Raw genomic sequence first — 22,843 nt, 5'->3', positions numbered from 1 at the left:
ATGCACACCCAGGTTCTGATCGTCGCGGCCCCCGGCCGCGGCCCGCGCATCGAGTGCGTCGGCGGCGTGGCCGCGCGCCGCACCGCACCTGACACTGTCCACCTGGTGTCCACGGCCGCAACGCCGTTGGGCGGTGACACCATCGATGTGCGCGTGATCGTGGCGGCTGGTGCCCGGCTGCAGGTGCGCAGCGTCGCCGCGATGATGGTGCTGCCCGGCGCGACGACGACGCAGTCACACTCGAGCTGGGATCTCGAGGTTGCCGGGGAACTTGATCTCGATCCGGAGCCGACGGTCATCGCGGGCGGCAGCAGCCATCAGGCGACGACGCGGTTGCAGGTCGCCGACGACGGCCGGGTGCGGCTGCGCGAGCGGGTGCAGGTCGGGCGGTCCGGCGAGCAGCACGGCTTCTGGGAGGGGTCACTGTATGTCGACCGTGACGCGCTGCCCGTGGTGCGGCACCGCGTCGAACTCGGTGCCGGTGCTGTCAGCGACGACGAGATCGCCGCGCCGCGCGCCTATGTCAGCGAATTTCTTTACCCCGAAAGCGATTTCGGCGTGATCCGTAACGCCGAGCGATACGAATCACGCCGAGATCACGTGGTCATGGCCCTGGCCGACGGCGGTTGCCTGTCCGCCTGGCAGGGCCCGCGCCTTTAGTCCGGATCAGGACGCTGACGCGACGGTCTCCGGGTCGACCGTGGCCTGCACGATCTCCTCGAGTTCGCCGATCCTGGTGCGGGCGTAAGCCTGTTGTTCGGTGATGGTCAGCTGGCCGCGCTGGCGGCTCATGAACGTGACCGTCCACGACAGCAGCGTGGCGATCTTGGTCTTGAAGCCGACCAGGTAGATCAGGTGCAGCCCCAGCCAGGCCAGCCACGCGATGAATCCGCCGAACTCGAGCTTGGACTTCTCACCGAGCGGGATCTGGGCGACGGCGTTCCACTTCGAGACGGTGGCCATGGAGCCCTTGTCGAAGTACGAGAACGGTTCGCGCGGCTTGGGCTTGGTGCCGTGCGCGCGGGCCTTGGCCTCGTTCTTCAGGATGGCAGCGACGTGCTTGCCGCCCTGGATCGCGCCCTGAGCCATGCCCGGTACGCCGTCGACGAAGGCCATGTCGCCGACGACGAACACGTTGGGGTGACCGGGGATCGACAGATCCGGGTTCACCTTGACGCGGCCGGCCCGGTCGATCTCGGTGTCGGACTGATTGGCCAGGTCGCGGCCCAGCGGGCTGGCCTGCACTCCGGCGGACCACACCTTGCATGCCGACTCGATACGCCGGATGGTGCCGTCCTTGTCCTTGACGGTGATGCCGTTGCGGTCGACGTCGGTGACCATGGCGTTGAGCTGAATCTCCACGCCCATCTTCTCGAGCCGGTTCTTGGCCTTGAGGCCCAGCTTCTCGCCCATGGGCGGCAGCACCGCTGGCGCGGCGTCGAGCAGGATGACCTTGGCCTCGGTCGGGTCGATGTGCCGGAAGCTGCCCTTGAGCGTCTGGTCGGACAGCTCCTGGATCTGGCCGGCCATCTCGACGCCGGTCGGGCCGGCGCCGACGACCACGAAGGTCAGCAGCTTTTTGCGCCGCTCCGGGTCGCTGGACCGCTCGGCCTGCTCGAACGCACCCAGGATGCGGCCGCGCAGCTCGAGTGCGTCGTCGATGGTCTTCATGCCCGGTGCCCACTCGGCGAAGTGGTCGTTGCCGAAGTAGGACTGTCCGGCACCGGCGGCGATGATCAGGCTGTCGTACGGCGTGCTGTAGGTGTGCCCCAGCAGGATCGACTCGACGGTCTGGTTCTCCAGGTCGATGTGGGTCACATCGCCGAGCAGCACCTGGGCGTTCTGCTGCTTGCGCAGGATCAGCCGGGTCGGTGGGGCGATCTCACCTTCGGAGATGATTCCCGTCGCCACCTGGTACAGCAGCGGCTGGAACAGGTGGTGGGTGGTACGGGCGATCAGCTTGATGTCGACATCAGCGTGTTTGAGCGCTTTCGCGCTGGTCAGGCCACCGAAGCCAGAACCGATGATGACGACCTTGTGACGATCCGTTGCCGTAGCTCCGGGGTGGACCATGTTGAGGGGCTCCTCGACGTACCAGACTGTTTACACCCACAGGCTAGTCGCAGCTGAATCGATCAATGCAGTGAGATGCCCCACCGGCCTCGGGTCAGGCGTTGAGGGCCGCGTTCAGCGCTGCTCCGAGGGCAGTGATCACACCGGGTACGTATCCGGTCACATTGGTCGGAATGTTCATGATGACGCCACCGATGCCGGCGTCGAACACCTTGGCTTTGAGCTGCTCGGCGACGCTTTCGGCACTGCCCGCCACCATCCGTTGGCTCAGCTCGGCCGGGATCAGATCTGACGTCGCCTTGTCGTCGACGAAGGCGGTGACGAGCATGCTGGTTTCCAGGGTGGCCGGGTCGCGGTCGATCTTCTCGCAGGCTTCCTGCACCACTGCCACCTTGCGCGGTGCTTCGTCGAAGCCTGAAACCAGATTGAGGTGGTCGAAGTGCCGGGCGGCCAGCGGAATGGTCTTCTTTTCGCCGCTGCCGCCGATCAGCAGCGGGATGTGGTCGCGGAAGCGAGGGTTGGCCATGGCCTCGACGGTGCGGTAGTACTTGCCGGTGAAGGTGGGTCGCTCGCCTTTGAGCATCGGCAGGATGATCTGCAGCGACTCGTCGAGCCGGTTGAAGCGGTCGGTGAAGGTGCCGAAGTCGAAACCGAGTTGTTCGTGCTCGAGTTCGAACCAGCCGGTGCCGATGCCCAGGATCGCCCGGCCCTGACTCATCACATCGAGGGTCGTGATGGCCTTTGCGAGCAGCGTCGGGTTCCGGTAGGTATTGCCGGTCACCATGGTGCCGAGTTGCACGTTCTGGGTGGCGGTCGCCAGGCCGCCGAGCGCGGTGTACGCCTCGAGCATCGGCTGGTCGGGGGTGCCGAGCATCGGCAATTGATAGAAGTGGTCCATCACGAAAACCGAGTCGAAGCCGGCGGCCTCGGCTTCCTGGGCCTGGGCGATGACGGTCGGGAACAGCTCACCGACGCCGGTGCCGTAGGAGAAATTGGGGATCTGAAGACCGAGTCGAATCGTCACGATTCGACCCTAGTCACCAACCGCGTTGTCATGTCCCGCTTTTCGCCGGGCGCGAAGCCTGGGCTGAACGGGAATAAATCCGGCCCAGTCAGGCGAAGCTGGTGAGCGCCCCGGCGCTCACATGCAGGGTCTCGCCGGTGATGTGGCGGGCGGCCGGTGTGGTGAGGAAGAGAGCGAGCTTGGTCAGCTCGGAGCCGACGGTCGCGCCGCTCGCGTCGATGCCGTCATAGCCCGTTTCGGCGCCACGGCCCGCGGCGACCACGTTGATGGTGATGCCGCGGATGCCGAAGTGCTCGGCCTGCCCCGCGGTCCAGTTCGACACGGCAGCCTTGATGGCGGCGTCGGCGGTGCCGTCCTTGGGGCATTCCGGCACGACGGTGACGATGGCACCGCCCGAGCGCATCTGGTCGCCGAGGATCTGGACGGTCAGCACCGCAGACAGCAGCGAGGAGTCGAGGGTGTTGCGCCAGACGGTGGCACGTTCGGCCAGGGTGTAGGTGCGGGGGTCGCCCGCAGACCAGGCCGGAGCCGGAACGTTGATGATGGTGTCGAGGTGCTGCGGCAGCTTGTCGCGCATTTGCTCCAATGCGGCACCGTCGGTGTTGTCCAGCACGATGGACTCGACTTCGAGTTCCTTGGCGGCTACGTCGAGCTCGTCGCGGCGGGCGCCGGCGATGACGACGTTGTGCCCGGCGTCGCGGAATCCTTCTGCAATGACGCGGCCGAGATCGGTATCGCCTCCGGTGACCAGAACGTCCATCAGCAGGGCCTCCTCGTGTGCAACGCTGAACGCGGTTGCCGCCATGTTACTGGACAGTAGCTAGCTCACGAAACTCGCCACGCGGAGGAAACCACCCTAGGGTTTTGCGAATGTGGCTCATGCGCAAGTTGATGCGTGCGGTGGCGGTCCTGGTCCTGATCGGGGGTGTGAGCACACTCTCCGCATGTGATTCCGGGTCGGAGAAATCGGGTCCGGTGATCAACGTGTACGCGGCGGCTTCGCTGAAGGGCGCGTTCACCGCGCTCGCCGAGCGCTACCAGAAGGACAACCCCGGCGCGGACGTGCAGTTCAACTTCGCCGGCTCATCGTCCCTGGTCGAGCAGTTGACGCAAGGCGCGAAGGCCGACGTGTTCGCCTCGGCCGACGCCAACAACATGACCAAGGCGGCCAAGGCGGGCCTGCTCGCCCACACGCCGGCAAACTTCGCCTCCAACACGCTCGTCATCGTCACGCGGCCGGGTAACCCCAAGCAGCTCAACAACTTCGGTGACCTGGCTCGGCCCGGCGTGAACGTCGTGGTGTGCGCCCCCCAGGTGCCGTGCGGCACGGCCACCCGGAAGGTCGAGAAGATGGCCGGCGTCGAACTGAAACCCGTCAGCGAGGAGACGTCCGTCACCGACGTGCTCAACAAGGTCACCAGCGGGCAGGCCGACGCCGGCGTGGTCTACGAGACCGATGCCAAGGTGGCCGGGGACAAGGTGGCCAAGGTCGACTTCCCGCAGGCGGCGTCGGCGGTGAACGTCTACCCGATCGCGGTACTGAAGTCGGCGGCCGACGCGGCGGCCGCGCAGCGGTTCGTCGACCTGGTCATGGGTGACGTGGGTCGTCAGACGCTGGCGCAGTTCGGATTCACGAAACCTTGAATCCCGGACTGCCGCGCTGGCTCTATGTGCCCGCGGCACTCGGCGCGCTGTTTGTCGTCGTGCCGCTGATCGCGGTCGCGGCGAAGGTCGACTGGTCGCGGTTCCTGGACCTGATCAGCAGCGAGTCATCGGTCACGGCACTGGTCCTCAGTCTCAAGACGGCCGCTGCGAGCACGGGGTTCTGCGTGGTGCTGGGGGTGCCGATGGCGCTGGTGCTCGCGCGGAGCGGTTCCCGGGTGGTGCGCTGGACCCGCCCGCTGATCCTGCTGCCGCTCGTGTTGCCGCCGGTCGTCGGCGGTATCGCGCTGCTGTACGCCTTCGGTCGGTTGGGGCTGATCGGCAAATACCTGGACGCGGCGGGCATACATATTGCGTTCTCGACGACGGCGGTCGTCCTGGCCCAGACGTTCGTCTCGCTGCCGTTTCTGGTGATCGCCTTGGAAGGGGCGGCTCGCACCGCCGGGTCACAGTACGAGGCAGTCGCGGCGACGTTGGGCGCCCGTCCGACCACGGTCTGGCGCCGGGTCACGTTGCCGACGTTGGCACCCGGCCTGGTGTCGGGCGCTGTGCTGGCGTTCGCGCGGTCGCTGGGTGAGTTCGGCGCGACGCTGACGTTCGCCGGCTCCCGCCAAGGGGTGACGCGCACCCTGCCGCTGGAGATCTACCTGCAACGTGAGGCTGACGCCGATGCCGCGGTGGCGTTGTCGCTGGTGCTGGTCCTGGTTGCCGCGGTCGTGGTGTTCGGGATGGGGGGCGCCCGCTTCGGTCGGGGGCCGTTCGAGGTGGAGAGCCGGCAGTGACGGGCGGGCTTTCGGTACATGCCGTCGTCGAAGCCCGCGGCATCGACGTGGCGTTCGACGTCGCCGCCGGCGAGGTGGTCGCCGTCATCGGACCCAACGGAGCGGGTAAATCCAGTGTGCTGCACGTGATCGCCGGTCTGCTGCGGCCGGACGCCGGCACCGTGACGGTGGGAGCGCACCGGCTGACCGATGGGGCCTCGGGACTGCACGTCGCGGTCCACCACCGGCGGGTCGGACTGCTGCTGCAGGACCCGGCATTGTTTCCGCACCTGACAGTCACGGGCAACGTGGCCTTCGGGCCGCGTGCCCGGCACCATCGGCGTCGTGGCCTGCGCAGCGAGGCGCGGCGGACGGCAGCGCACTGGCTCAGTGAGGTCGGTGCCGCGGACCTGGCTGATCGCCGTCCGGGACAGCTGTCCGGCGGTCAGGCGCAGCGGGTGGCCCTGGCCCGGGCGTTGGCCGCCGAGCCGGACGTGCTGCTGCTGGACGAACCGCTCTCCGGACTCGACGTCGCAGCCGCCTCGGCGATGCGCCGGCTGCTGCGTGGCGTGCTGAGCTTGGGTGGTCGCAGTTCCGTTCTGGTCAGCCACGATCTGCTCGACATCGTCACGCTGGCCGACCGCGTGGTTGTCATCGAGGGCGGGCACGTCGTCGAATCGGGCGCGGCGGCAGACGTTCTCGCCGCGCCGCGGACGGCATTCGGAGCGCGATTCGCGGGCGTGAATCTGGTCAGTGGGCGCGCCGGTGACGATGGCGGGTCGGTGCTGGCCGCGGGACTGACCTGGCGCGGTACCCGCGGGCCCGACGTGACGCCCGGTGGCCCGGCGATCGCGGTGTTCGCTCCCTCCGCGGTAGCCGTGAGCCGAGACGCCCCCGTCGATGACGTCAATGTCGTCGCGGTGGGGGTCGCGGAACTGGATCACCGCGGCCCCGTCATCCGCGTGCGCGCTGAGGCGATCGACGGCGCCGGTGGGGGCCTGGCCGCCGATATCAGCGCGGAAGAGGCGGCCGGTCTGCGGCTGATCCCGGGGGAGCAGGTGTACTTCGGTGTCGACCCGCGCGACGTCGCGATTCGGCCCGCGTGACGGCACGCCCGGCGTGGCCGCGGCACCGCGATGCCTCAGCAACCGCGTGATATCGCCGTGGTCTGTCGAGATGTCGGGGACGAGCTAACCAACTCGGGAGCAAAACAGCCGCAACTCGCACTTGCGTCACGCCGGTAACACTGTATTTTCGTCCCCATGCGACACCCGGATGCGCGGACCCCAGCCCGCAAACGCCTTCCGAAATCACTGACTGCCGCGGTGGCAGGTGCGGCGGCCGCGGCCATCGCCCTGCCGAGCGCTGTCTCGTACGCCGATCCGGTGCCGCCGGCGCCCGCACCGGCCCCGGCGCCCGCACCGGCCCCCGCCCCGGCTGGGCAACCGGCACCGCCGGTCGACGCGCCGGCCCCGTTGCCGCCCGCAGCCGACCCGGCCGCACCTCCGGCCGACCCCAACGCACCGCCGCCACCGCCTGCTCCCGCGGCGCCGGGTGCACCCGCCGCGCCGGCTGCTCCGGCGGCCGCTCCAGCGCCTGAGCCCGGCCGCGTCAACAATGACGCCGGTGGCTTCAGTTACGTTGTGCCCCAAGGCTGGAAGATCGCCGATGCGACGCAGCTGTCGTACGGTCAGGCGCTTCTTACCAAGGCCCCGGCCGCGGGTTCGGACCAGGCTCCCAGTGACACCAGCGTCCTGCTGGGCCGGCTGGACCTGAAGCTGTTCGCCGGCGCCGAATCGGACAACAGCAAGGCTGCCAACCGGTTGGCCTCGGACATGGGTGAGTTCTTCATGCCGTTCCCGGGCACCCGCGTCGGCCAGGAGACCACCGCGCTGACCGCCGGGACCCTGCCGGGTGCGGCGTCGTTCTATGAGGTGAAGTTCACCGACACCGGTAAGCCGAACGGCCAGATCTGGGCCGGCGTGGTGGGTAACCCACCGCCGGACTCCACCATCCGCAGCCAGCGCAACCCGCAGCGGTGGTTCGTGGTGTGGCTGGGGTCGGGCAACCACCCGGTGGACAAGGCCGCCGCGGTGACGCTGGCCCAGTCGATCCGCCCGTGGAACCCGCCGCCACCGCCTCCGGTCGACCCGAACGCCCCGCCCAAGGCCGCTGACCCGGCTCACCCGATGGTCGGTGTGCCGGTGCCGGTGACGAATGCGCCGCCGGAGATGACCCCCGGCGGTTAGTCGCCAAGAGAATTGAGGACCGCGCCCAACCCGGCACGGTCCTCAATTCTTTGTGCGCGAGTTCTAGGCCGAACTCTTCGACTTCACGAAGCGGTAGATCAGCACCAGGATCACCGCACCGACCAATGCTCCCCAGAAGGAGTGCTGGATCGGCGGACGGAAGTCGAGCTTGTGGGGCGCGTAGACAATGCTGCTCAATGTGCCGCCGACGTAGCCGCCGGCGATGCCCAGCACGCACGTGAGAATCCACCCCATGTCGTCCTTCCCGGGTACGACGAACCGGGCAATGGCTCCGACGATGAGGCCCAGAAGAATCAACCAGACGATATGCATCATTGTCATGACCTTTCGATTGACTGATACCTCTCGAGGCTAGCCCGCTTCGAGGAGTCACCACGAGGTCTGAACTGCAGCGATCTGGTGACGGTTAGGGGGCCAGTCCTAGCTGAAGTGCCAGACCGCGGCCGCGGCGAGGGCGCCCATACCGTTCAACGACCAGTGCAGGGCGATCGGGGCGAGCAGGCTGCCGGACCGGCGTCGCAGCCAGGTGAAGACGAATCCCGCGGCTCCCGTCGCGACGACTGCCATGGCCACGCCGGCGATCATGCCGGCCACGCCGCCACCCAGCACCTGGGTGAACCCGACGTTGCTGCTGGTCAAGCCGAGTGAGGTAGCAATGTGCCAGAGGCCGAACAGCAGCGAGCCGGCAGCGGCCACGCCGCGGAAGCCCCAGGCCCGGTCGAGGGTGCCGTGCAGTACGCCGCGGAAGGCCAGTTCCTCGGGGATGACGGTCTGCAGCGGGATCACGATCATCGAGGCCAGCAAGGCGCCGGAGATGGTCGCGTAGTGGTTGTTCAGGAACATCGGCCGGGTCCAGGGCAGCAGCACACCCACGGCGATGACCGATGCGACGAGGAGGATTGCGCCGAGCGCGTAGCGCATCCCGGTCCGCCAGTGCGCACGGCCGAGCCCGAGCTCGGCCCACCCCAGGCCGCGCCTGCGTACCAGGGCCACCAGGCCGAGTGCCGCGAGCGGCACCACGACGATGTTTGCCCAGGGAGTCGTGAAGTGGGCCAGCAGATTGGTGGCGACCAGTACGGCGACCACCACGGCCACATCGATGTAGACGCGCGGGTGCCGCACGGCTGGTGAGCCGGGCGGTCGGCATGGTGCAGCGGCGGCTGCCGAGGCGTCGATCATCTGTCACGAGTGTACGGGCAGGTGGTAAATGGCCAGGTCTGCGGGATTGGACTGATGCTCGTTCGGGCGCAGCTCACCGCCGGCCCTTCCACCGTCCGTAGTCCTCGGGTAGACACACCGCGCAGGGACGGTATCCCGCAGCGATGGCCGCGTTTTCGTCTGCGAAGAACACCCGGTGACTGCGATAGCCACCGGCGGCAATGGCCCGCAGTGCCGATGGGCAATCGAGTCGTCCGTAGAGCTTGTTGCGCCGATGGCCGCCCAGCCGCCCCGGTGTCGCACTCACGTACGGTCGGCCGTCGGCGCCGGTGAGCGTGTACGTGGTCACGCGGCGTCGTGAAAGATCAGGCCGAGGGTCATCCGGGACCCCGAGCGCAGGGTGGATACGCCATGACGCACGGGGCCGATCGCCCAGCCTCGTTTGGACGGCACCGGGCGTTCGCGCGTGGCGATCACCAGCCCGTGCCCGAATGGAATCGAGATGGCCGAGCCGCGTGACTGAGCGCGGGGTCGCTGCTCGTACAGCAGGAATTCGCCGCCGGTGTAGTCGATATCGGGCCGGGTCAGGTTGATGACCACCTGGAGTGGAAAAACCAAGTCCCCGTACAGGTCTTGGTGCAGCGCGCACCAGCCGCCGGTGCCGTACTTGAGGAGCAGTGCCGTGGTTCTCGTCTGCCCCGCGCGGTGGCAGGTGTCCAACCAGTCGTCGAAACTGTCGGGCCAGGGTGGGTCACGACGCAACCTGGTCCACCAGTCCCGGGCGATCGGCAGCAGCCGGGGGTAGAGCGCATATTTGAGCTCGGTGACGATCTCGGGGTAAGGCCGGTGGAAGTAGCGGTACTGGCCTTCGCCGAACCGATAGCGGGCCATGTCGATGGTCGACCGGAACCGGGTTGTGTCCGGGTAGATCGCCGCCAGTTCGGCTGCCTCGGCCGGGGTGACGAGAGGCCCGGTCAGCGCCCCGCCGACGGTCTCGAGCTCGGTGCGGACGCCGTCCCAGTCGGTGCCGGTGACACGCTGCTGCCAGACGCTCACGCCGCGGCCTCCAGGTCAAGCAGGAGACGCTTGGCCGCCGCACCGCCGAGGTAGCCGCCCATCCCGCCGTCGCTGCGGACCACCCGGTGGCACGGAACCACCACGGGCAGAGGGTTTTTCGCACATGCCGTGCCGACGGCCCGGACCGCTCTGGGGCTACCGGCCAGCGCGGCGACGGCGGCATAGCTGGCCGTCTGCCCATAGCCGATCTCTGACAGGTGGTGCAGCACCGCAGCGCGGAAACCGGCAGCCAGCCGCCAATCCAGCGGTACGTCGAAGCTTCGGCGGCTACGGGCGAAGTACTCGTCGAGTTCGCGGGTGACGGCGTCGAGCCGGGCCGGCGCCAGCAGGATGCGGGGGCTCACCCTGTCAGCGAGCTCCTGCAACACGGCATCGTGGTCTTCGCAGGCGTAGGCGACACGGATCAGGCCCTGGTCGGTGGCAGCCAGCAGCAGCGGCCCGACCGGACTGTCGACGGTGCGGTAGGCGACGTCGAGTACGCCGTCGCGCCCCGCCGCGGCGGCCAGCCGGTTGTGCAGTTCGGCCATCCGGTGCGGTCCGAGGTCGGTGGTGCGCGCCAGGTCGCTGACGATGTTCTCGCCGTTGATCATCGCGGGCTCCTTCCTGTGTTCTGCAGCGGCGCGGCGACCTCGACGAGTTGGTCGCGGTAGGTGCGTCGGAGCGTTGCGATGCCGTCGCTGGCGGCGCGGCGGGCGGCCGCGGCGGTGCCGCCGAGAATCTCGGCGATCTCGAGGTAGGGCAGGCCCGCCAGGTAGTGATAGGCGACCGCGTGCTTCTGTTTCGGTGGCAAGGCGTCGACCGCGGCGGCGAGGTCGTCGAAATCGCCGGTGGCGGCCGGGCCTGATGGCTCGGGTACGACGTCGGTGGGGACCGGCCGGCGCGTCCGCGCTCTGGTGATGTCGACGGCCTTGTGGTGCGCGATGGTGACCAACCAGGCCTCGAGATTCGCGTCCGCAGGCAGGTCGGGATAGGCCTTCAGGGCAGCCAGGAATGTCTCTGACCAGGCGTCGTCGGCGTCGTGCGCACCGACGACGGCGCAACACACCCGAAAGACCGTGGGGCCGTGGTCCCGCACCACGGCCTCAAATGGCGGTTTAGCTTTCACACTCTGTAGACGCTCCGTCGCCGGCATTTGTGAGGTGTCGATCCCGATCGACGTACCGATGCTAGGCGTCGTGGGTGGTCCGTCTAGTTGGTCGACGGTGTTGGTGGTGGTTGGAAGGGCTGGTACCACCACCATTGGGTGCGTTCGCCGGTGGCGCCCCACAGCCCACGCGGCGACACCGGAGCATCCAAAGATGTTGCGGTGGTGGACATGACACCATCAAAGCAGAAGGGTCTGACAGAAAATTCAACCGCGCTACCCAGTCAACGTCGACAACGGAACCGACGGATCGGCGAGCGCCCCGGCGTCGACCGGGCGGCGGGACCTGATGAGTTTCTTGATGTCGTCGAGGCCTTCCCAGATGTTGACGTTCATCCCGGCCAGTACCCGGTGTCCACCGTCGAGCCAGAACATGGTGAACTCGCGCTTCCCGAGATCGCCGCGGGTGATCGTCGCCTGATACTGCGCTGCGTAGCCGACATATTCCATTCCGAGGTCGAACTGGTCGGTGAAGAAGTACGGCAATTCGTCGTAACTGGCTGGTGTGCCGAGCATTCCGTCGGCGGCGACCGCGGGCTGCTTGAGGGCGTTGGCCCAGTGCTCGGTGCGGATCGGGACCCCGAACAGCGGATGTTCCGCGGCCGCGATGTCGCCCGCGGCGTAGATGTCGCTGTCACTGGTGACCAACGTTTCGTCGACCGCGATACCTCCGTCGGCGATCACCAGCCCCGAGCGTTCGGCGAACTCGACATTCGGCTCGGCGCCCACTGCGACGAGAACCGCGTCCGCCTCGACACGGGACCCGTCGCCGAGTCGCAGTCCCGTCGTTGTCCCGCCGGTGGTGGTGATTTCCTCGACGGTGGTGCTCAGCCGCAGATCGACGCCGTGATCACGGTGCAGGCCGACGAACACCTCACCGGCCTCGCGGCCCAACAAGGCCAGCAGAGGCAGTGCGGCCGATTCCACCACCGTGACGTCGGTGCCCAATCCGCGGGCACTGGCCGCGACCTCGAGCCCGATCCAGCCGCCGCCGACGATGGCCAGCCGCCGGCCGTCGCCGAGTTGTCCGAGCAACTCGGTTGCGTCGTCGACGGTGCGTAGGAAGTAGACGCCATCGGCGTCAGATCCGGGGATCGGCGGTTTCCGCGAACGGGATCCGGTGGCCAGCAACAGCTTGTCGTAGTGCTCGTGATCGCCGTCGTTGAAGGCCACCATGTGCGCGGCGCGGTCAAGGGTGGTCACCTCTGTGCCGAGCCGCAGGTCGACGTCGTGTTCGGCGTACCAGCTCTTGGGCTGCACGGTGAATTCCTCGATGGTCTTCTTGCCGGCCATGAATTCCTTGGACAGCGGCGGGCGTTCGTAGGGCAATCTGTCCTCGGCGCCGAACAACACCACTTGTCCCTCAAAACCCTTGGTGCGCAGGGATTCCGCGGCCTTGGCGCCGGCCAGCCCGCCGCCGATGATCACGAATGTGGGTGAGCCGGCCATATCGAGCCTTCCCTTCGATAGTCGAGATGTGAATCAGTGCTTGTGAAATCAGTCTTCGATACGTCGGCGCAGGGTGTCGTCGAGCGATGCCCGGACGAGCGCGGCGGCGAGCCGCGCATTGTGTTTGGGGGCCAGGTCACCGAGCTTGCGCGCGTCGGTGGGTAGCCCCAATGCCTTTGCCGTGGAGAGCGCGCGTTCATCGAAATACGGTTGCGCCCAGGTCCAGACGTCCTGGATCTCACGCAGAAAGATGTCGGCACCTGTGTGGCCGATGCCGTCGAACCCCTGCAAGGCCTCCCTCGCCGCCGCCACATCGTGGTGGGCCCTGACCCGAAGGTTGCGGAGGTTGCCGCCGTATTCGTCGTTGACCCGGTTCGCGATACGGGCCATGCGCGTCGCCGAACTCTCGTCGTATCTGGCGTAGCCGGCACGACCGAAGGCGGCGATCAGATCACCGCGATCCGCTTCCAGCACGGCCGACGGAGTGCGAATACCGGCACGGAACAGCTCACGAGCCGCGGCCACCGCGGTGTCCGCCGAGATGGGCTTGCTGGCCAGCATGCACAGCGACAACAGCTTGAACAGCGGCATCGGCTTGTCGCGGAGCGTGATCCCGGCATCTTCGGCATACGTGGTACCGGCTGTGTCGAGCAACCGCGCGACGACCTGTCGATCCCGTGCCATAGCCCTGGCATACCCATCCACGGGGTACGCAAACGCTACTTGGGTGGCAGCGTCCCCGCGCACCCCACGCCGCGGTCGACCCAGCCCTGCAGCTGTCGTTTGGTTTTCACGCCGTCGGGCGCAACCCGCAACCAACCGCGCATCTCGCGGCCGCCCATCACCATCACGTCGACATGCTGGCGTGCCAGCAACTTCTCGGTGTCGTCGGGTGCAACCCGGACCAGCAGGCCACCATCGCGGCTGGCCGCCACCGACATGTTGCCGTTCAGCAGGAATGCCAGCCCGCCGAACATCCGCTTTTCTTCGATGCCGCCCACCGGACCGAGCAGTTCACGGATCCGGTGGGCCAGATCCTCGTCATAGGCCATGCGGTCAGTCTCGCACCGATCAGCCGTCGGCTTTGGCTATCTTGCCGCTGCACAGTCAGCGAACACGTTAGATTCCTCAGGTGCTGATCGCGGCGGTGCGGGACCTGCAGTGGCGGCGGCGCCGTTTTCTCATCGCGGTCGTCGGAACTTCTTTCGTGTTCGCGATGACATTGGTCCTCACCGGACTGGCCAACGGTTTCCGGGTGGAGGCCAGCAATACCGTCAACTCGCTGGGTATCGACTACTTCATGATCCAGAACGGCGCGGCCGGCCCGTTCCTGGGTTCATCGCCTTTCGCCCAGACCGAAGTCGAACGCGCACAAAAGCTTCCGGGTGTCCAGGCTGCCGCGGCGGTGGTTTACGCGGGAACGACGGCCCTCGACAACGGGACGCCGCGGACCATGAACCTGTTCGGCGCACCCACGGCCGGTCCCGGCATGCCGGCCATGTCGCAGGGCCGCCCGCCCGCCACACCGGACGAGATCGCGGTGTCGTCCACCTTGGGCCGCAAGATCGGCGACCAGATGCACATCGCCTCGCACAACCTGCAGGTGGTGGGAATCGTCAACAACTCCACCGTGCTGGCGCAGCAGCCCAACCTGTTCCTGACGACAGTGGGCGCGCAGCGCCTGGTGTATGGCGGGCAGCCCGTGATCGCGTCGGTCGGCATCCGGGGTAACCCGACCAAGGCACTCGACGGCTATCGGCTGGTGGACCGCCGCGGTGCGATCGACGACATGATGCGGCCGCTGAAGGTCGCGGTCGACGCCATCAGCATCATGGCGGTCCTGCTCTGGGTGGTGGCCGCGACGATCATCGGCATGTTCATCTACATGTCCGCGATGGAACGCACCCGGGACTTCGCGGTGTTCAAAGCCGTTGGGGTGAAGACGAAATCGATGATGGCCGGGCTGGCGATGCAGGCCGTTTTCGTTGCCGTGTTCTCCGCGGCAATCGGAGTCCTGCTGGCGATGGTGCTCGGACCGATGTTCCCCATGCGGGTGGACGTCCCGGCCGGGGCCTACCTGTTGTTACCCGTCGTGGCCATCACCATCGGGCTGATCGCCAGCCTGGCGGGCATGCGTAGAGCGGTGACAATCGATCCTGCGATGGCATTCGGGGGGCCATAGACCATGAGCGGCTTACAGATTCGCGACCTGGTGGTGGAATACGGCAAGTCCGCCGACAAGGTCAGGCCCATCGACAATTTCGAACTCGAGCTGTCGGCCGGATCGCTGGCGATCCTGTTGGGACCCAGCGGTTGTGGGAAGACGACGCTGCTCTCGTGCATGGGCGGGATCCTCAAGCCCACCTCGGGCCAGATTCTCTTCGACGGCATCGACGTGACCGCACTGGGACCCAAGGCACTCACCGATTACCGTCGCAACACCGTCGGTATCGTGTTCCAGGCGTTCAATCTGGTGCCCAGCCTGACGGCCGCCGAGAACGTCATGGTGCCGATGCGGGCCGCGGGTATGAGCCGGGGTGCGGCCCGGCAGCGCGCCGCGGAACTGTTGGACCGCGTCGGGCTGTCGCATCGGATGACGCACCGCCCCGGTGACATGTCCGGCGGACAGCAGCAGCGGGTCGCGGTGGCCCGGGCCATCGCACTGGACCCGCCGCTGATCCTGGCCGACGAGCCGACGGCGCACCTGGACTTCATCCAGGTCGAAGAGGTGCTGCGGCTCATCCGAGAGCTTGCCGACGATCGCGTGGTGGTGGTCGCCACTCACGACAGTCGCATGCTGCCGCTCGCGGACCGGGTGATCGAACTGGTCCCGACCGTCGCCAGCACCGACCGTGAGCCCGAGGTCTTCGAGCTGGACGCGGGTGATCTGGTCTTCGAGCAGACCACCATCGGTGACCTGATCTACGTGGTGCGGGAGGGCCGGTTCGAGATCACCCGGGAGATGCCCGACGGCGAGACGATGCTGCTGTTCACCGCCGGGCCCGGCGAGTACTTCGGCGAGATCGGGCCGCTGTTCGGCATTCCGCGCACGGCGACGGTCCGTGCCCTCACCGATGGGGTCGTCGTCGGCTACACCGTGAAGGATTTCCGGGCCCGACTGGGCCCGGATCGCATCCACGAACTCATCGAGCACCGCGCGATCCATCTGGCCGACGAGCCGCCTTCGGCCGACATCGCCTGAGACTCAAGCCAGGTCGACGCGGACCGACAGCAGGTCGGTGCCCATCACCCGAACGACGGCGCTGTTCATCTGCGGCAGCTGCTTGAGTCGGGCAATCGGGTCGTCGTCGGGCACCAAATGGGCCGTCCCGGTGCGCCATTCGCCGTTGATTCGCACGCGCACAGCGGGATTCGCCTTGATGTTGCGGACGAAGTCAGCATGGTCGCCGTGCTCGGACACCAGCCAGAAGGCGCCGTCGATGACCCGACCGCCGATCGCGGTGTGCCGGGGCTCGCCGGACTTGCGGCCGATGGTCTCGAGCATGGTCACCGGCAGCTGCCGGCCCACCGGGTTGACGAGGCGCCGCTGCACGGTGTGGACCACACGCCGCTTGATTTCATTGAGATTGGGCATGTGCCCATCTAACGCGAACAGACCCAAATGTCCCACCACCCGCAGGTGAACAGGAGCATTTGGGCCTGCTCGCGTTATTCAGTGATCAGGCCGCCACCGTGGCGGTCTCCGCCGCCGGCTCCAGCGCCTGGGCGATGATGTCGGCCACGTCGGTCATGGGCCGCACGTCGAGTGCGTCCAAGACCTCGGCCGGCACGTCGTCCAGGTCGGGCTCGTTGCGCGACGGGATGAAAACTGTTGTCAGCCCGGCGCGTTGGGCTGCCATCAGCTTCTGTTTGACTCCGCCGATGGGCAGCACCCGCCCGTTCAGGGTGACCTCGCCCGTCATCCCGACGTCAGAACGAACCTGCCGTCCGGTGGCCATGGAGACCAGCGCGGTCACCATGGTCACGCCCGCCGACGGACCGTCCTTGGGCACCGCGCCCGCGGGCACGTGCACGTGGATGCGACGATCCAGAGCCTTCGGGTCGACACCCAGCTCCGTCGCGTGCGACCGCACGTAGGACAGCGCGATCTGCGCCGATTCCTTCATCACGTCGCCCAGCTGGCCGGTCAACTGCAGGCCCGGTTCGCCGTCGTTCGAGCCGGCTTCGATGTAGAGCACATCGCCGCCCATGCCCGTGACGGCCAGCCCGGTCGCCACGCCCGGCACCGCGGTGCGCTCCGCCGATTCCGGCATGAACCGCGGACGGCCGAGGTACTCAACCAGATCCGGTTCATCAACAATGACGCCCGTCACTCCGCTCGCAGCCAGCCGCGTGGTCACCTTCCGCAGCGCCTTCGCCAGCAGTCGCTCGAACTGCCGGACACCTGGCTCGCGGGTGTAGTCCGCGGCGATCTTGCGCAGCGCCGCGTCCGTCACCGTCACCTCATCGGTGGTCAACGCCGCTCGTTCGGCCTGCCGGGGCAGCAGGTAATCCCGGGCGATGGCGACCTTGTCGTCCTCGGTGTAGCCGTCGAGAGTGATCAGCTCCATGCGGTCCAGCAGTGCCGAGGGGATGTTCTCGATGACGTTGGCCGTCGCCAGGAACACCACGTCGGACAGGTCCAGATCCAGGTCCAGGTAGTGGTCCCGGAACGTGTGGTTTTGCGCCGGGTCCAGCACCTCCAGCAGCGCGGCCGCCGGATCGCCACGGTAGTCGGAGCCCACCTTGTCGATCTCGTCAAGCAGCACAACGGGATTCATCGAACCGGCTTCGCCGATGGCCCGCACGATGCGGCCCGGCAGCGCACCGACGTAGGTACGCCGGTGTCCACGGATCTCGGCCTCGTCGCGCACGCCGCCCAAGGCGACCCGGACGAACTTGCGGCCCAGTGCCCGTGCGACCGACTCACCCAGCGACGTCTTGCCGACGCCGGGCGGACCGGCCAGCACCATCACGGCACCGGACCCGCGACCGCCGACGACGGCCAGGCCCCGCTCGGCGCGGCGAGCCCGCACTGCCAGGTACTCGACGATGCGATCCTTCACGTCGTCCAGCCCGTGGTGATCGGCATCCAGCACCGCGCGCGTGGCCGTCAGGTCCGTCGAATCCTCGGTCCGCTCATTCCAGGGCAGCTCCAGCACGGTGTCCAGCCACGTGCGAATCCAGCCGCCTTCCGGGGTCTGCTCGCTGGAGCGTTCCAGCTTGCCGACCTCGCGCAGCGCGGCTTCGCGCACCTTCTCGGGCAGCTCGGCCGCCTCGATACGGGTCCGGTAGTCAGCGGGTTCCTCGGCCCCCGCAGAACCGTCCAGTTCACCCAGCTCCTTGCGGATGGCGTCCAACTGCTGGCGCAGCAGGAATTCCTTCTGCCGCTTGTCCATGCCGGCCCGGACGTCCTCGGCGATCTTGTCGTTGACCTCGACCTCGGCCAGGTGCTCGCCGGTCCATCCGATGAGCAGGCTCAGGCGACGACTCACGTCCTCGGTCTCCAGCAGTTCGCGCTTCTGCACGTCGGTCAGGTACGAGGCGTAACCCGCGGTGTCCGCCACCGCCGACGGCTCGCTGATCTGGTTGACCGCGTCGATGATCTGCCAGGCCTCCCGCCGCTGCAGGATGGCCAGCAGCAGCTTCTTGTATTCGGCCGCCAAGGTCCGGGTTTCCTCGGTGGCGGCAGGCTCCTCGACCTCGTCGACCAGAACCCACAAGGCGCTGCCCGGGCCGGACGTGCCCGACCCGATGTGCGCACGCCGCTCACCGCGGACGACGGCCGCGGCACCCCCGCTGGGCATCCGGCCGACCTGGACGATCGACGCCAGGACGCCGTGGGTGGGGTAGCGGTCGTCGAGGCGGGGTGCGATGAGCAGCTTGCCGGCCTCGCCGGCGGCAGCGGCGGCCTGAGCCGCATCGACCGCGGCCCGCGCGGCCTCATCGAGTTCGATGGGCACGACCATGCCCGGTAGGACGATCGGCTCGGTGACAAACAGGACGGGAACAGCGATGGGCGCTGTTGTGGCGTCAGACATCCGTACCTCCAAAGTTGAATCTGATGCGCTCAACCTTGGTGGTCGCTGTTTTGTTCCACCTCCACCGGCATCAACAGTTCCCGCTCTTCCCACCGGCCCCGGGCCCGCTTGCTGATGATGAACGTCGCAGTCATCAGCGCAGCAGTGGTCGCCAGCGAAAACACCGAGTTCACGCCGTTGGCGACGTCCACCGACGTGGAGAAGATGACCACCAGCTGCACCCCGGTCCCGACGATCAAGCCGATGCCCCACATCGCTGAGAGCAGAATGTGCACGCGGCGCCGGTAGGCCACGGCGGCGGGCCCGGGGTCTTGCCCCTCGGTTTCGACGCGCTCGGCGACGACCTGGGTCAACGGGGTGCCGATCACGCAGCTGGCGAGGAAGGCCAATCCGCCGATCGCGCCCACCAGCGTGGTGCCGGCCAGCAGCAGCCGGGCGTCGGAGGTGCTCAGTCCCACGGCCAGGCTCAATCCGAAGTTCAGCATGAGATAACCCGCGAACGGATCGAGGCGGCGTGCGTTGATCGCGTCGTATGCGACTTTGCCGCCGGCCAGCACGGTGGCGGTGAGCAGGGCCACATATTCCGACGCACCTGCGGCGCGCAGGCCGTAGTACGCGATCAGCGGTGGTGCGAGATCGAGCAGGATGCCACGAATGATCGGTCGCATGGAGTGTGGTTCGCTCACGGCGACGACAGTATGTGGCGACGGTGATTCGCGCACAAAAGCGGGAGCCTGCCGTCTCGGGGGTAACGGCAGGCTCCCGTGGTTACCAGTGAAGCATCTAGAGCACTGACCTGCGGTTGCCGATACCGAAGAGTGACGTCGCAGTTGGCTAACGGTTGAGACTCAGAACAGGGCTCACGGCCGAAATGGGCAGTGCCGCAACAGCAGCGGGCGACGCCCACTCGCCGAGCTCCTTGCTGTCGGTCCGGAACCGACCCCCACCCTCGACAGTGTGATTAGAACGTGTTCTAGTTCAAGGGTGCTCGAGGACATCTTGCCGAGGCTCAGCGCCGACGAGGTTGCGCGGCTGCGGGCCATCTATGAACCGTTGACGCAGTCGGTGCGCGAGCTGATCGACGCCACCGTCCGGACGGAGACGGCCGCCGACACCGTTGCGTCGGTCAGGGCCGAGATCGACGCTGCCACCGCCCGGCTGCGGGCCAACCAGCTCGAGGGTTCGTTCGGCGTCCGGTTCGGGGCGCAGGGCAGCGAAATGCCTTGGGGCAACGCCGTGATCGGGGTTCGCAACCCGATCGCCCCGCCGGTGGACCTGATCCGGGCCGAGGACGGCAGCGTGTCTGCCGACTTCCATCTCGGCGCCGCGTACGAAGGTCCGCCGGGGCACGTGCACGGCGGAGTATCGGCGATGATCCTCGACCATGTGCTGGGTGAGGGGGCGAGCCTGCCGGGCCGGCCGCGGCTGACCGGCACGCTCACCACGCGCTATCGGCGGATGACGCGGCTCGGCGCTCTGCACACAGAGGCTCGCATCGTCCGGACCGAAGGCATCAAGACGTACGCCGTCGGGCACATCGCCGATGCCGAGGGCATCACGGTCGAGGCCGAGGGCGTGTTCATCACCCCGCGCTGGGCGCGGGACTGACCGGGAGGTTCCATGGAGAAGGTCATGGTCACGCTGCGGCGTGATGCTGCGGATGACGCCTGGTGTGAGCGGCTGCGCACCGAGGTCGCCGATGAGTTGCTGGTGCTGGGCGTGCCCGGCCTGGCGGTCAACGTCAAAGACGCCGCGGTCCGGGACTCGCTCATGTTGTTGACCACGCTCGACCCGCCGGTGGTGGCGGTGATCAGCGTGTGGACCCAGCAGTACTACGGCGCGCAGATGACCGCGGTACTGGAGCGGCTGCGCGCAGAGTGCACCGAGTTGGCCGCCTATCTGGTGACCGAGTCGGTCCCGATGGCCGGTCCGGCGATTGTCCTCGGCGAACGCACCACCGGCCTCGCCAACGTGGCACTCCTGCGCCGCCCGGACGGGATGGACGAACGGGAGTGGTTCCGCCGCTGGCACGTTGACCACACTCAGCTCGCCATCGACACCCAGTCCACGTTCGGTTACACGCAGAACGCGGTGGTCCGGTCGCTCACGCCCGATGCCCCGCAGCTCGGTGCCATTGTCGAGGAGTTGTTCCCCATCGAGGCGACCGCCAGCCTGCACGCCTTCTTCGGGGCCGCCGACGACGCTGACCTGGCCGACCGCGCGGGCAAGATGGCCGCGAGCACGTCGGCCTTCGGCGCCAACGTCAACGTGGACACCGTGCCCACCAGCCGCTACATCATGCGAAACCCGTTTGGAGACAACCTGTGACCGACCCCGCCGCGCTCGTTCAGATCGACGACACCAACCGGGTGCGCACCCTGACCCTGAACCGGCCCGACGCGCTCAACGCTTTCAGCGAGGCGCTGTACGACGCCACCACGATCGCGTTGACGGAGGCTGCGGCCGATCCTGAGGTCTCGGTCGTCCTGCTCACCGGTGCCGGCCGGGCCTTCAGCGCGGGCAACGACCTCGTCGAGATGCAGGAGATGGTCACCAACCCCGAATATCAGATGGGGGAGTACGGCTTTCCCGGGCTGATCGAGGCGCTGACGGCGTTCCCGAAGCCGTTGATCTGTGCGGTGAACGGGGTCGGTCTGGGAATCGGCACCACCATCCTCGGCTACGCCGATCTGGCGTTCATGTCGACGACCGCGCGGCTCAAATGCCCGTTCACCAGCTTGGGGGTGGCATCGGAGGCGGCGTCGTCATACCTGTTGCCGCGGTTGATGGGCCGCCAGAACGCGGCCTGGCTGCTGCTGTCGTCGGAATGGGTGAGCGCCGACGAGGCCCTCCGCATGGGTCTGGTGTGGCGCGTGTGTGCGCCCGACGACCTGCTGCCGGAAGCTCGCAGGCATGCGGAAATCATTGCGTCGCGGCCGCTTTCGAGCCTGATGGCCGTCAAGCACGCAATGGTCGAGCCGACCCGTGACGCGATCGTCGCGGCGACGCAACGGGAGTCCGGCCAGTTCGCCGAGTTGCTCGGTGGTGCTGCCAACGCCGACGCGCTGAGCGCGTTCGTGGGGCGTAAGAGCTAACCCGCTTTATGTACCGGGCAGTCGGTGCGGGCCGCTTCGATGATGGCCCGCACCGTCCGGCGGCAGCGGCCGCAGTCCAGGCCCGCACCGCACTTCTCGGCGATCTGCTTCGAGGTGGTCGCGCCGTCGGCTACCAGCTCGGTCACGACCTGGCTGGTCACTCCGGTGCAGAGGCAGACGAACATCAGCCGGCCTCCTCGTCGAACGACTCGACCGACGTGAGGTGGGCCAGGGTGCCCACGAAAACCGTCGGATAGACGCCGAAGCCGGCCGCGGACATCCATTCCGCGGCCGCATCGGGGTGATCGATCCAGCGGCGCGCAGCGGCTTCGCTCTCGATCTGCTGCAGGATCAGCACCTCGTGGCCGTCATCGAAGGCCCGGTACACCCAGACCTTGCACACACCGGCATCCCGGAAGCGGCCGGCCGCATCGTGCACCTTGTCCATCAGGGCGGGCACGTCCTCGACGGCGGTGACGACACCGACGACGACGGACGCGACGGCATGCTCGCCTGGCGGCGGTTCGGCCAGCTCGATCTTTTCGACCACCTCACCGGCGAAAACCGCCGGGATGTCGTCCACGCCGGACGCATCGAAGAATTCGAATATCGCGGGTGACCGCAGGACTTCGCGCACAGAATTCGCATTGTGAATACCGACGGTGGCCAATACGCGCCCCGGTTCCCACAGGGACGAATACACGACGACGTGGTGTGCCGAGAGCTCCGTCAGAATCGATCGGTGCGACTTCAGTCGCAGCCACATCGCTTCCACGTCGTCGACGCGATAATCGGCGGCAAGAATCAGCGAGTGCAACGGCTGCTCGCTCATCGGTCCTGCCATTCCGGGGTCGCTGGGTACCGCGGACGGACGGCCCGCGGCGGTTAGTGCAGTCTAACCTTACTTAGGGCAGCCAGTCCATGGCTGCTGGCCAGCGGCGGAGTCGCGGATCGGGAAATCCGGATGACGCGGCGGAATCGAGGCGGAAACGCGGGGCGATCTGGTCGCCGGCAAGGGGCGGCTGCACTAGGTTGGCACAAGGCGCGATGCTGTTCCGCGCCCGTGACACTTGACCCAGCCCCGATGGT

The 22,843-nt window shown here is 67.5% G+C and carries 28 protein-coding genes; 10 read left to right on the top strand and 18 right to left on the bottom strand.

Features of this window, described 5'->3' with window-relative positions; genetic code table 11:
* Complete coding sequence (locus G6N59_RS03640; RefSeq protein ID WP_138230866.1) at positions 1-660, top strand: urease accessory protein UreD; 660 nt, start codon at positions 1-3, stop codon at positions 658-660.
* Positions 661-666: 6 nt separating this feature from the next.
* Here G6N59_RS03640 and G6N59_RS03635 read toward each other — a convergent pair whose 3' ends face one another.
* From G6N59_RS03635 to G6N59_RS03625, 3 genes are all read right to left on the bottom strand, one after another.
* Positions 667-2,073 (bottom strand): type II NADH:quinone oxidoreductase Ndh, encoded by a 1,407-nt coding sequence (locus G6N59_RS03635; RefSeq protein WP_138230865.1) that lies wholly within the window; start codon positions 2,071-2,073, stop codon positions 667-669.
* Positions 2,074-2,167: 94 nt separating this feature from the next.
* Positions 2,168-3,097 (bottom strand): LLM class F420-dependent oxidoreductase, encoded by a 930-nt coding sequence (locus G6N59_RS03630; RefSeq protein ID WP_138230864.1) that lies wholly within the window; start codon positions 3,095-3,097, stop codon positions 2,168-2,170.
* An 88-nt stretch (positions 3,098-3,185) separates the two neighbouring features.
* Positions 3,186-3,857 carry an SDR family oxidoreductase gene (locus G6N59_RS03625; RefSeq protein ID WP_138230881.1) on the bottom strand — a complete coding sequence of 224 codons (672 nt, stop codon included), beginning with the start codon at positions 3,855-3,857 and terminating at the stop codon, positions 3,186-3,188.
* 110 nt (positions 3,858-3,967) lie between these two features.
* Between G6N59_RS03625 and modA the strand changes: the two genes are divergently transcribed.
* The 4 genes from modA (at position 3,968) to G6N59_RS03605 (ending at position 7,769) form a co-directional block, all read left to right on the top strand.
* Positions 3,968-4,741 carry a molybdate ABC transporter substrate-binding protein gene (gene modA / locus G6N59_RS03620; RefSeq protein WP_138230863.1) on the top strand — a complete coding sequence of 258 codons (774 nt, stop codon included), beginning with the start codon at positions 3,968-3,970 and terminating at the stop codon, positions 4,739-4,741.
* Positions 4,738-5,541: an ABC transporter permease gene (locus G6N59_RS03615; RefSeq protein ID WP_138230862.1), complete on the top strand. Its 804-nt coding sequence runs from the start codon at positions 4,738-4,740 to the stop codon at positions 5,539-5,541. The genes modA and G6N59_RS03615 overlap by 4 nt, the downstream gene beginning before the upstream one ends.
* The gene (locus tag G6N59_RS03610; protein ID WP_138230861.1) at positions 5,538-6,626 is read left to right on the top strand and encodes a sulfate/molybdate ABC transporter ATP-binding protein; all 1,089 of its coding nucleotides are present in this window, start codon (positions 5,538-5,540) and stop codon (positions 6,624-6,626) included. Before G6N59_RS03615 ends, G6N59_RS03610 begins: the two co-directional genes overlap by 4 nt.
* A 156-nt stretch (positions 6,627-6,782) precedes the next feature.
* Entirely contained in the window at positions 6,783-7,769 is a 987-nt protein-coding gene (locus G6N59_RS03605; protein ID WP_138230860.1) for an APA family fibronectin-binding glycoprotein, read from the top strand.
* A gap of 63 nt (positions 7,770-7,832) precedes the next feature.
* Here G6N59_RS03605 and G6N59_RS03600 read toward each other — a convergent pair whose 3' ends face one another.
* The 10 genes from G6N59_RS03600 to G6N59_RS03560 form a co-directional block, all read right to left on the bottom strand.
* Positions 7,833-8,105, bottom strand: a complete 273-nt coding sequence (locus tag G6N59_RS03600; protein ID WP_163910924.1) for a GlsB/YeaQ/YmgE family stress response membrane protein — start codon at positions 8,103-8,105, stop codon at positions 7,833-7,835.
* A 105-nt stretch (positions 8,106-8,210) separates the two neighbouring features.
* Entirely contained in the window at positions 8,211-8,969 is a 759-nt protein-coding gene (locus tag G6N59_RS03595; protein WP_138230859.1) for a CPBP family intramembrane glutamic endopeptidase, read from the bottom strand.
* Positions 8,970-9,042: 73 nt separating this feature from the next.
* Complete coding sequence (locus G6N59_RS03590) at positions 9,043-9,297, bottom strand: Ada metal-binding domain-containing protein (protein WP_138230858.1); 255 nt, start codon at positions 9,295-9,297, stop codon at positions 9,043-9,045.
* On the bottom strand, positions 9,294-10,004 hold the full coding sequence (locus tag G6N59_RS03585) for a 2OG-Fe(II) oxygenase (protein ID WP_138230857.1): 711 nt from the start codon (positions 10,002-10,004) through the stop codon (positions 9,294-9,296). Before G6N59_RS03585 ends, G6N59_RS03590 begins: the two co-directional genes overlap by 4 nt.
* Positions 10,001-10,552, bottom strand: a complete 552-nt coding sequence (locus G6N59_RS03580; protein ID WP_234884264.1) for a methylated-DNA--[protein]-cysteine S-methyltransferase — start codon at positions 10,550-10,552, stop codon at positions 10,001-10,003. Before G6N59_RS03580 ends, G6N59_RS03585 begins: the two co-directional genes overlap by 4 nt.
* Positions 10,553-10,611: 59 nt before the next feature.
* A complete protein-coding gene (locus G6N59_RS03575; RefSeq protein WP_138230855.1) occupies positions 10,612-11,157 on the bottom strand; it encodes an RNA polymerase sigma factor in 546 nt (181 codons plus the stop codon).
* A 56-nt stretch (positions 11,158-11,213) separates the two neighbouring features.
* Positions 11,214-11,342, bottom strand: a complete 129-nt coding sequence (locus G6N59_RS31495; RefSeq protein WP_268815803.1) for a hypothetical protein — start codon at positions 11,340-11,342, stop codon at positions 11,214-11,216.
* 43 nt (positions 11,343-11,385) lie between these two features.
* Positions 11,386-12,618, bottom strand: coding sequence for an NAD(P)/FAD-dependent oxidoreductase (locus G6N59_RS03570; protein ID WP_138230854.1), 1,233 nt, complete (start codon positions 12,616-12,618; stop codon positions 11,386-11,388).
* A 48-nt stretch (positions 12,619-12,666) separates the two neighbouring features.
* Positions 12,667-13,302 carry an HhH-GDP family DNA glycosylase gene (locus G6N59_RS03565; protein ID WP_138230853.1) on the bottom strand — a complete coding sequence of 212 codons (636 nt, stop codon included), beginning with the start codon at positions 13,300-13,302 and terminating at the stop codon, positions 12,667-12,669.
* A gap of 35 nt (positions 13,303-13,337) precedes the next feature.
* Positions 13,338-13,670 carry a TfoX/Sxy family protein gene (locus G6N59_RS03560; protein WP_138230852.1) on the bottom strand — a complete coding sequence of 111 codons (333 nt, stop codon included), beginning with the start codon at positions 13,668-13,670 and terminating at the stop codon, positions 13,338-13,340.
* Positions 13,671-13,750: 80 nt separating this feature from the next.
* On the opposite strand from G6N59_RS03560, the gene G6N59_RS03555 reads away from it, so the two are divergent.
* Both G6N59_RS03555 and G6N59_RS03550 read left to right on the top strand, forming a co-directional pair.
* Positions 13,751-14,800, top strand: a complete 1,050-nt coding sequence (locus G6N59_RS03555; protein WP_138230851.1) for an ABC transporter permease — start codon at positions 13,751-13,753, stop codon at positions 14,798-14,800.
* Positions 14,801-14,803: 3 nt separating this feature from the next.
* Complete coding sequence (locus G6N59_RS03550; RefSeq protein WP_138230850.1) at positions 14,804-15,820, top strand: ABC transporter ATP-binding protein; 1,017 nt, start codon at positions 14,804-14,806, stop codon at positions 15,818-15,820.
* A 3-nt stretch (positions 15,821-15,823) separates the two neighbouring features.
* Here G6N59_RS03550 and G6N59_RS03545 read toward each other — a convergent pair whose 3' ends face one another.
* The 3 genes from G6N59_RS03545 to G6N59_RS03535 form a co-directional block, all read right to left on the bottom strand.
* On the bottom strand, positions 15,824-16,213 hold the full coding sequence (locus tag G6N59_RS03545; RefSeq protein WP_138230849.1) for a nitroreductase/quinone reductase family protein: 390 nt from the start codon (positions 16,211-16,213) through the stop codon (positions 15,824-15,826).
* An 85-nt stretch (positions 16,214-16,298) separates the two neighbouring features.
* A complete protein-coding gene (gene lon, locus G6N59_RS03540) occupies positions 16,299-18,659 on the bottom strand; it encodes an endopeptidase La (protein WP_138230848.1) in 2,361 nt (786 codons plus the stop codon).
* A gap of 29 nt (positions 18,660-18,688) precedes the next feature.
* On the bottom strand, positions 18,689-19,345 hold the full coding sequence (locus G6N59_RS03535; RefSeq protein WP_234884262.1) for a VC0807 family protein: 657 nt from the start codon (positions 19,343-19,345) through the stop codon (positions 18,689-18,691).
* 298 nt (positions 19,346-19,643) lie between these two features.
* On the opposite strand from G6N59_RS03535, the gene G6N59_RS03530 reads away from it, so the two are divergent.
* The 3 genes from G6N59_RS03530 to G6N59_RS03520 are packed head-to-tail and all read left to right on the top strand — an operon-like array spanning position 19,644 to position 21,754.
* The gene (locus G6N59_RS03530) at positions 19,644-20,267 is read left to right on the top strand and encodes a PaaI family thioesterase (RefSeq protein ID WP_138230847.1); all 624 of its coding nucleotides are present in this window, start codon (positions 19,644-19,646) and stop codon (positions 20,265-20,267) included.
* A gap of 12 nt (positions 20,268-20,279) precedes the next feature.
* Positions 20,280-20,987, top strand: a complete 708-nt coding sequence (locus G6N59_RS03525; protein ID WP_138230846.1) for an EthD domain-containing protein — start codon at positions 20,280-20,282, stop codon at positions 20,985-20,987.
* Entirely contained in the window at positions 20,984-21,754 is a 771-nt protein-coding gene (locus tag G6N59_RS03520; protein ID WP_138230845.1) for an enoyl-CoA hydratase/isomerase family protein, read from the top strand. Before G6N59_RS03525 ends, G6N59_RS03520 begins: the two co-directional genes overlap by 4 nt.
* Here G6N59_RS03520 and G6N59_RS03515 read toward each other — a convergent pair.
* The gene (locus tag G6N59_RS03515) at positions 21,751-21,939 is read right to left on the bottom strand and encodes a (2Fe-2S)-binding protein (protein ID WP_061001233.1); all 189 of its coding nucleotides are present in this window, start codon (positions 21,937-21,939) and stop codon (positions 21,751-21,753) included. The genes G6N59_RS03520 and G6N59_RS03515 overlap by 4 nt on opposite strands.
* Positions 21,939-22,586 carry a fatty-acid--CoA ligase gene (locus tag G6N59_RS03510; protein ID WP_138230844.1) on the bottom strand — a complete coding sequence of 216 codons (648 nt, stop codon included), beginning with the start codon at positions 22,584-22,586 and terminating at the stop codon, positions 21,939-21,941. The genes G6N59_RS03515 and G6N59_RS03510 overlap by 1 nt, the downstream gene beginning before the upstream one ends.
* Between the last annotated feature and the right edge of the window lie 257 nt (positions 22,587-22,843).

The sequence above is a fragment of the Mycolicibacterium aubagnense genome (assembly GCF_010730955.1).
Lineage (GTDB): Bacteria > Actinomycetota > Actinomycetes > Mycobacteriales > Mycobacteriaceae > Mycobacterium > Mycobacterium aubagnense.
This window is presented reverse-complemented; position numbering and strand designations above follow the sequence as displayed.

Coding starts and splice junctions, on each gene's coding strand:
- G6N59_RS03635 (WP_138230865.1), bottom strand. CDS start 2,073: ATGGTCCACCCCGGAGCTACGGCAACGGATCGTCACAAGGTCGTCATC.
- G6N59_RS03560 (WP_138230852.1), bottom strand. CDS start 13,670: ATGGCCTATGACGAGGATCTGGCCCACCGGATCCGTGAACTGCTCGGT.
- G6N59_RS03575 (WP_138230855.1), bottom strand. CDS start 11,157: ATGCCGGCGACGGAGCGTCTACAGAGTGTGAAAGCTAAACCGCCATTT.
- G6N59_RS03550 (WP_138230850.1), top strand. CDS start 14,804: ATGAGCGGCTTACAGATTCGCGACCTGGTGGTGGAATACGGCAAGTCC.
- G6N59_RS03515 (WP_061001233.1), bottom strand. CDS start 21,939: ATGTTCGTCTGCCTCTGCACCGGAGTGACCAGCCAGGTCGTGACCGAG.
- G6N59_RS03595 (WP_138230859.1), bottom strand. CDS start 8,969: ATGATCGACGCCTCGGCAGCCGCCGCTGCACCATGCCGACCGCCCGGC.
- G6N59_RS03640 (WP_138230866.1), top strand. CDS start 1: ATGCACACCCAGGTTCTGATCGTCGCGGCCCCCGGCCGCGGCCCGCGC.
- modA (WP_138230863.1), top strand. CDS start 3,968: ATGTGGCTCATGCGCAAGTTGATGCGTGCGGTGGCGGTCCTGGTCCTG.
- G6N59_RS03600 (WP_163910924.1), bottom strand. CDS start 8,105: ATGATGCATATCGTCTGGTTGATTCTTCTGGGCCTCATCGTCGGAGCC.
- G6N59_RS03545 (WP_138230849.1), bottom strand. CDS start 16,213: ATGCCCAATCTCAATGAAATCAAGCGGCGTGTGGTCCACACCGTGCAG.
- G6N59_RS03565 (WP_138230853.1), bottom strand. CDS start 13,302: ATGGCACGGGATCGACAGGTCGTCGCGCGGTTGCTCGACACAGCCGGT.
- G6N59_RS03605 (WP_138230860.1), top strand. CDS start 6,783: ATGCGACACCCGGATGCGCGGACCCCAGCCCGCAAACGCCTTCCGAAA.
- G6N59_RS31495 (WP_268815803.1), bottom strand. CDS start 11,342: ATGTCCACCACCGCAACATCTTTGGATGCTCCGGTGTCGCCGCGTGGG.
- G6N59_RS03510 (WP_138230844.1), bottom strand. CDS start 22,586: ATGAGCGAGCAGCCGTTGCACTCGCTGATTCTTGCCGCCGATTATCGC.
- G6N59_RS03580 (WP_234884264.1), bottom strand. CDS start 10,552: ATGGCCGAACTGCACAACCGGCTGGCCGCCGCGGCGGGGCGCGACGGC.
- G6N59_RS03570 (WP_138230854.1), bottom strand. CDS start 12,618: ATGGCCGGCTCACCCACATTCGTGATCATCGGCGGCGGGCTGGCCGGC.
- G6N59_RS03525 (WP_138230846.1), top strand. CDS start 20,280: ATGGAGAAGGTCATGGTCACGCTGCGGCGTGATGCTGCGGATGACGCC.
- G6N59_RS03625 (WP_138230881.1), bottom strand. CDS start 3,857: ATGGACGTTCTGGTCACCGGAGGCGATACCGATCTCGGCCGCGTCATT.
- lon (WP_138230848.1), bottom strand. CDS start 18,659: ATGTCTGACGCCACAACAGCGCCCATCGCTGTTCCCGTCCTGTTTGTC.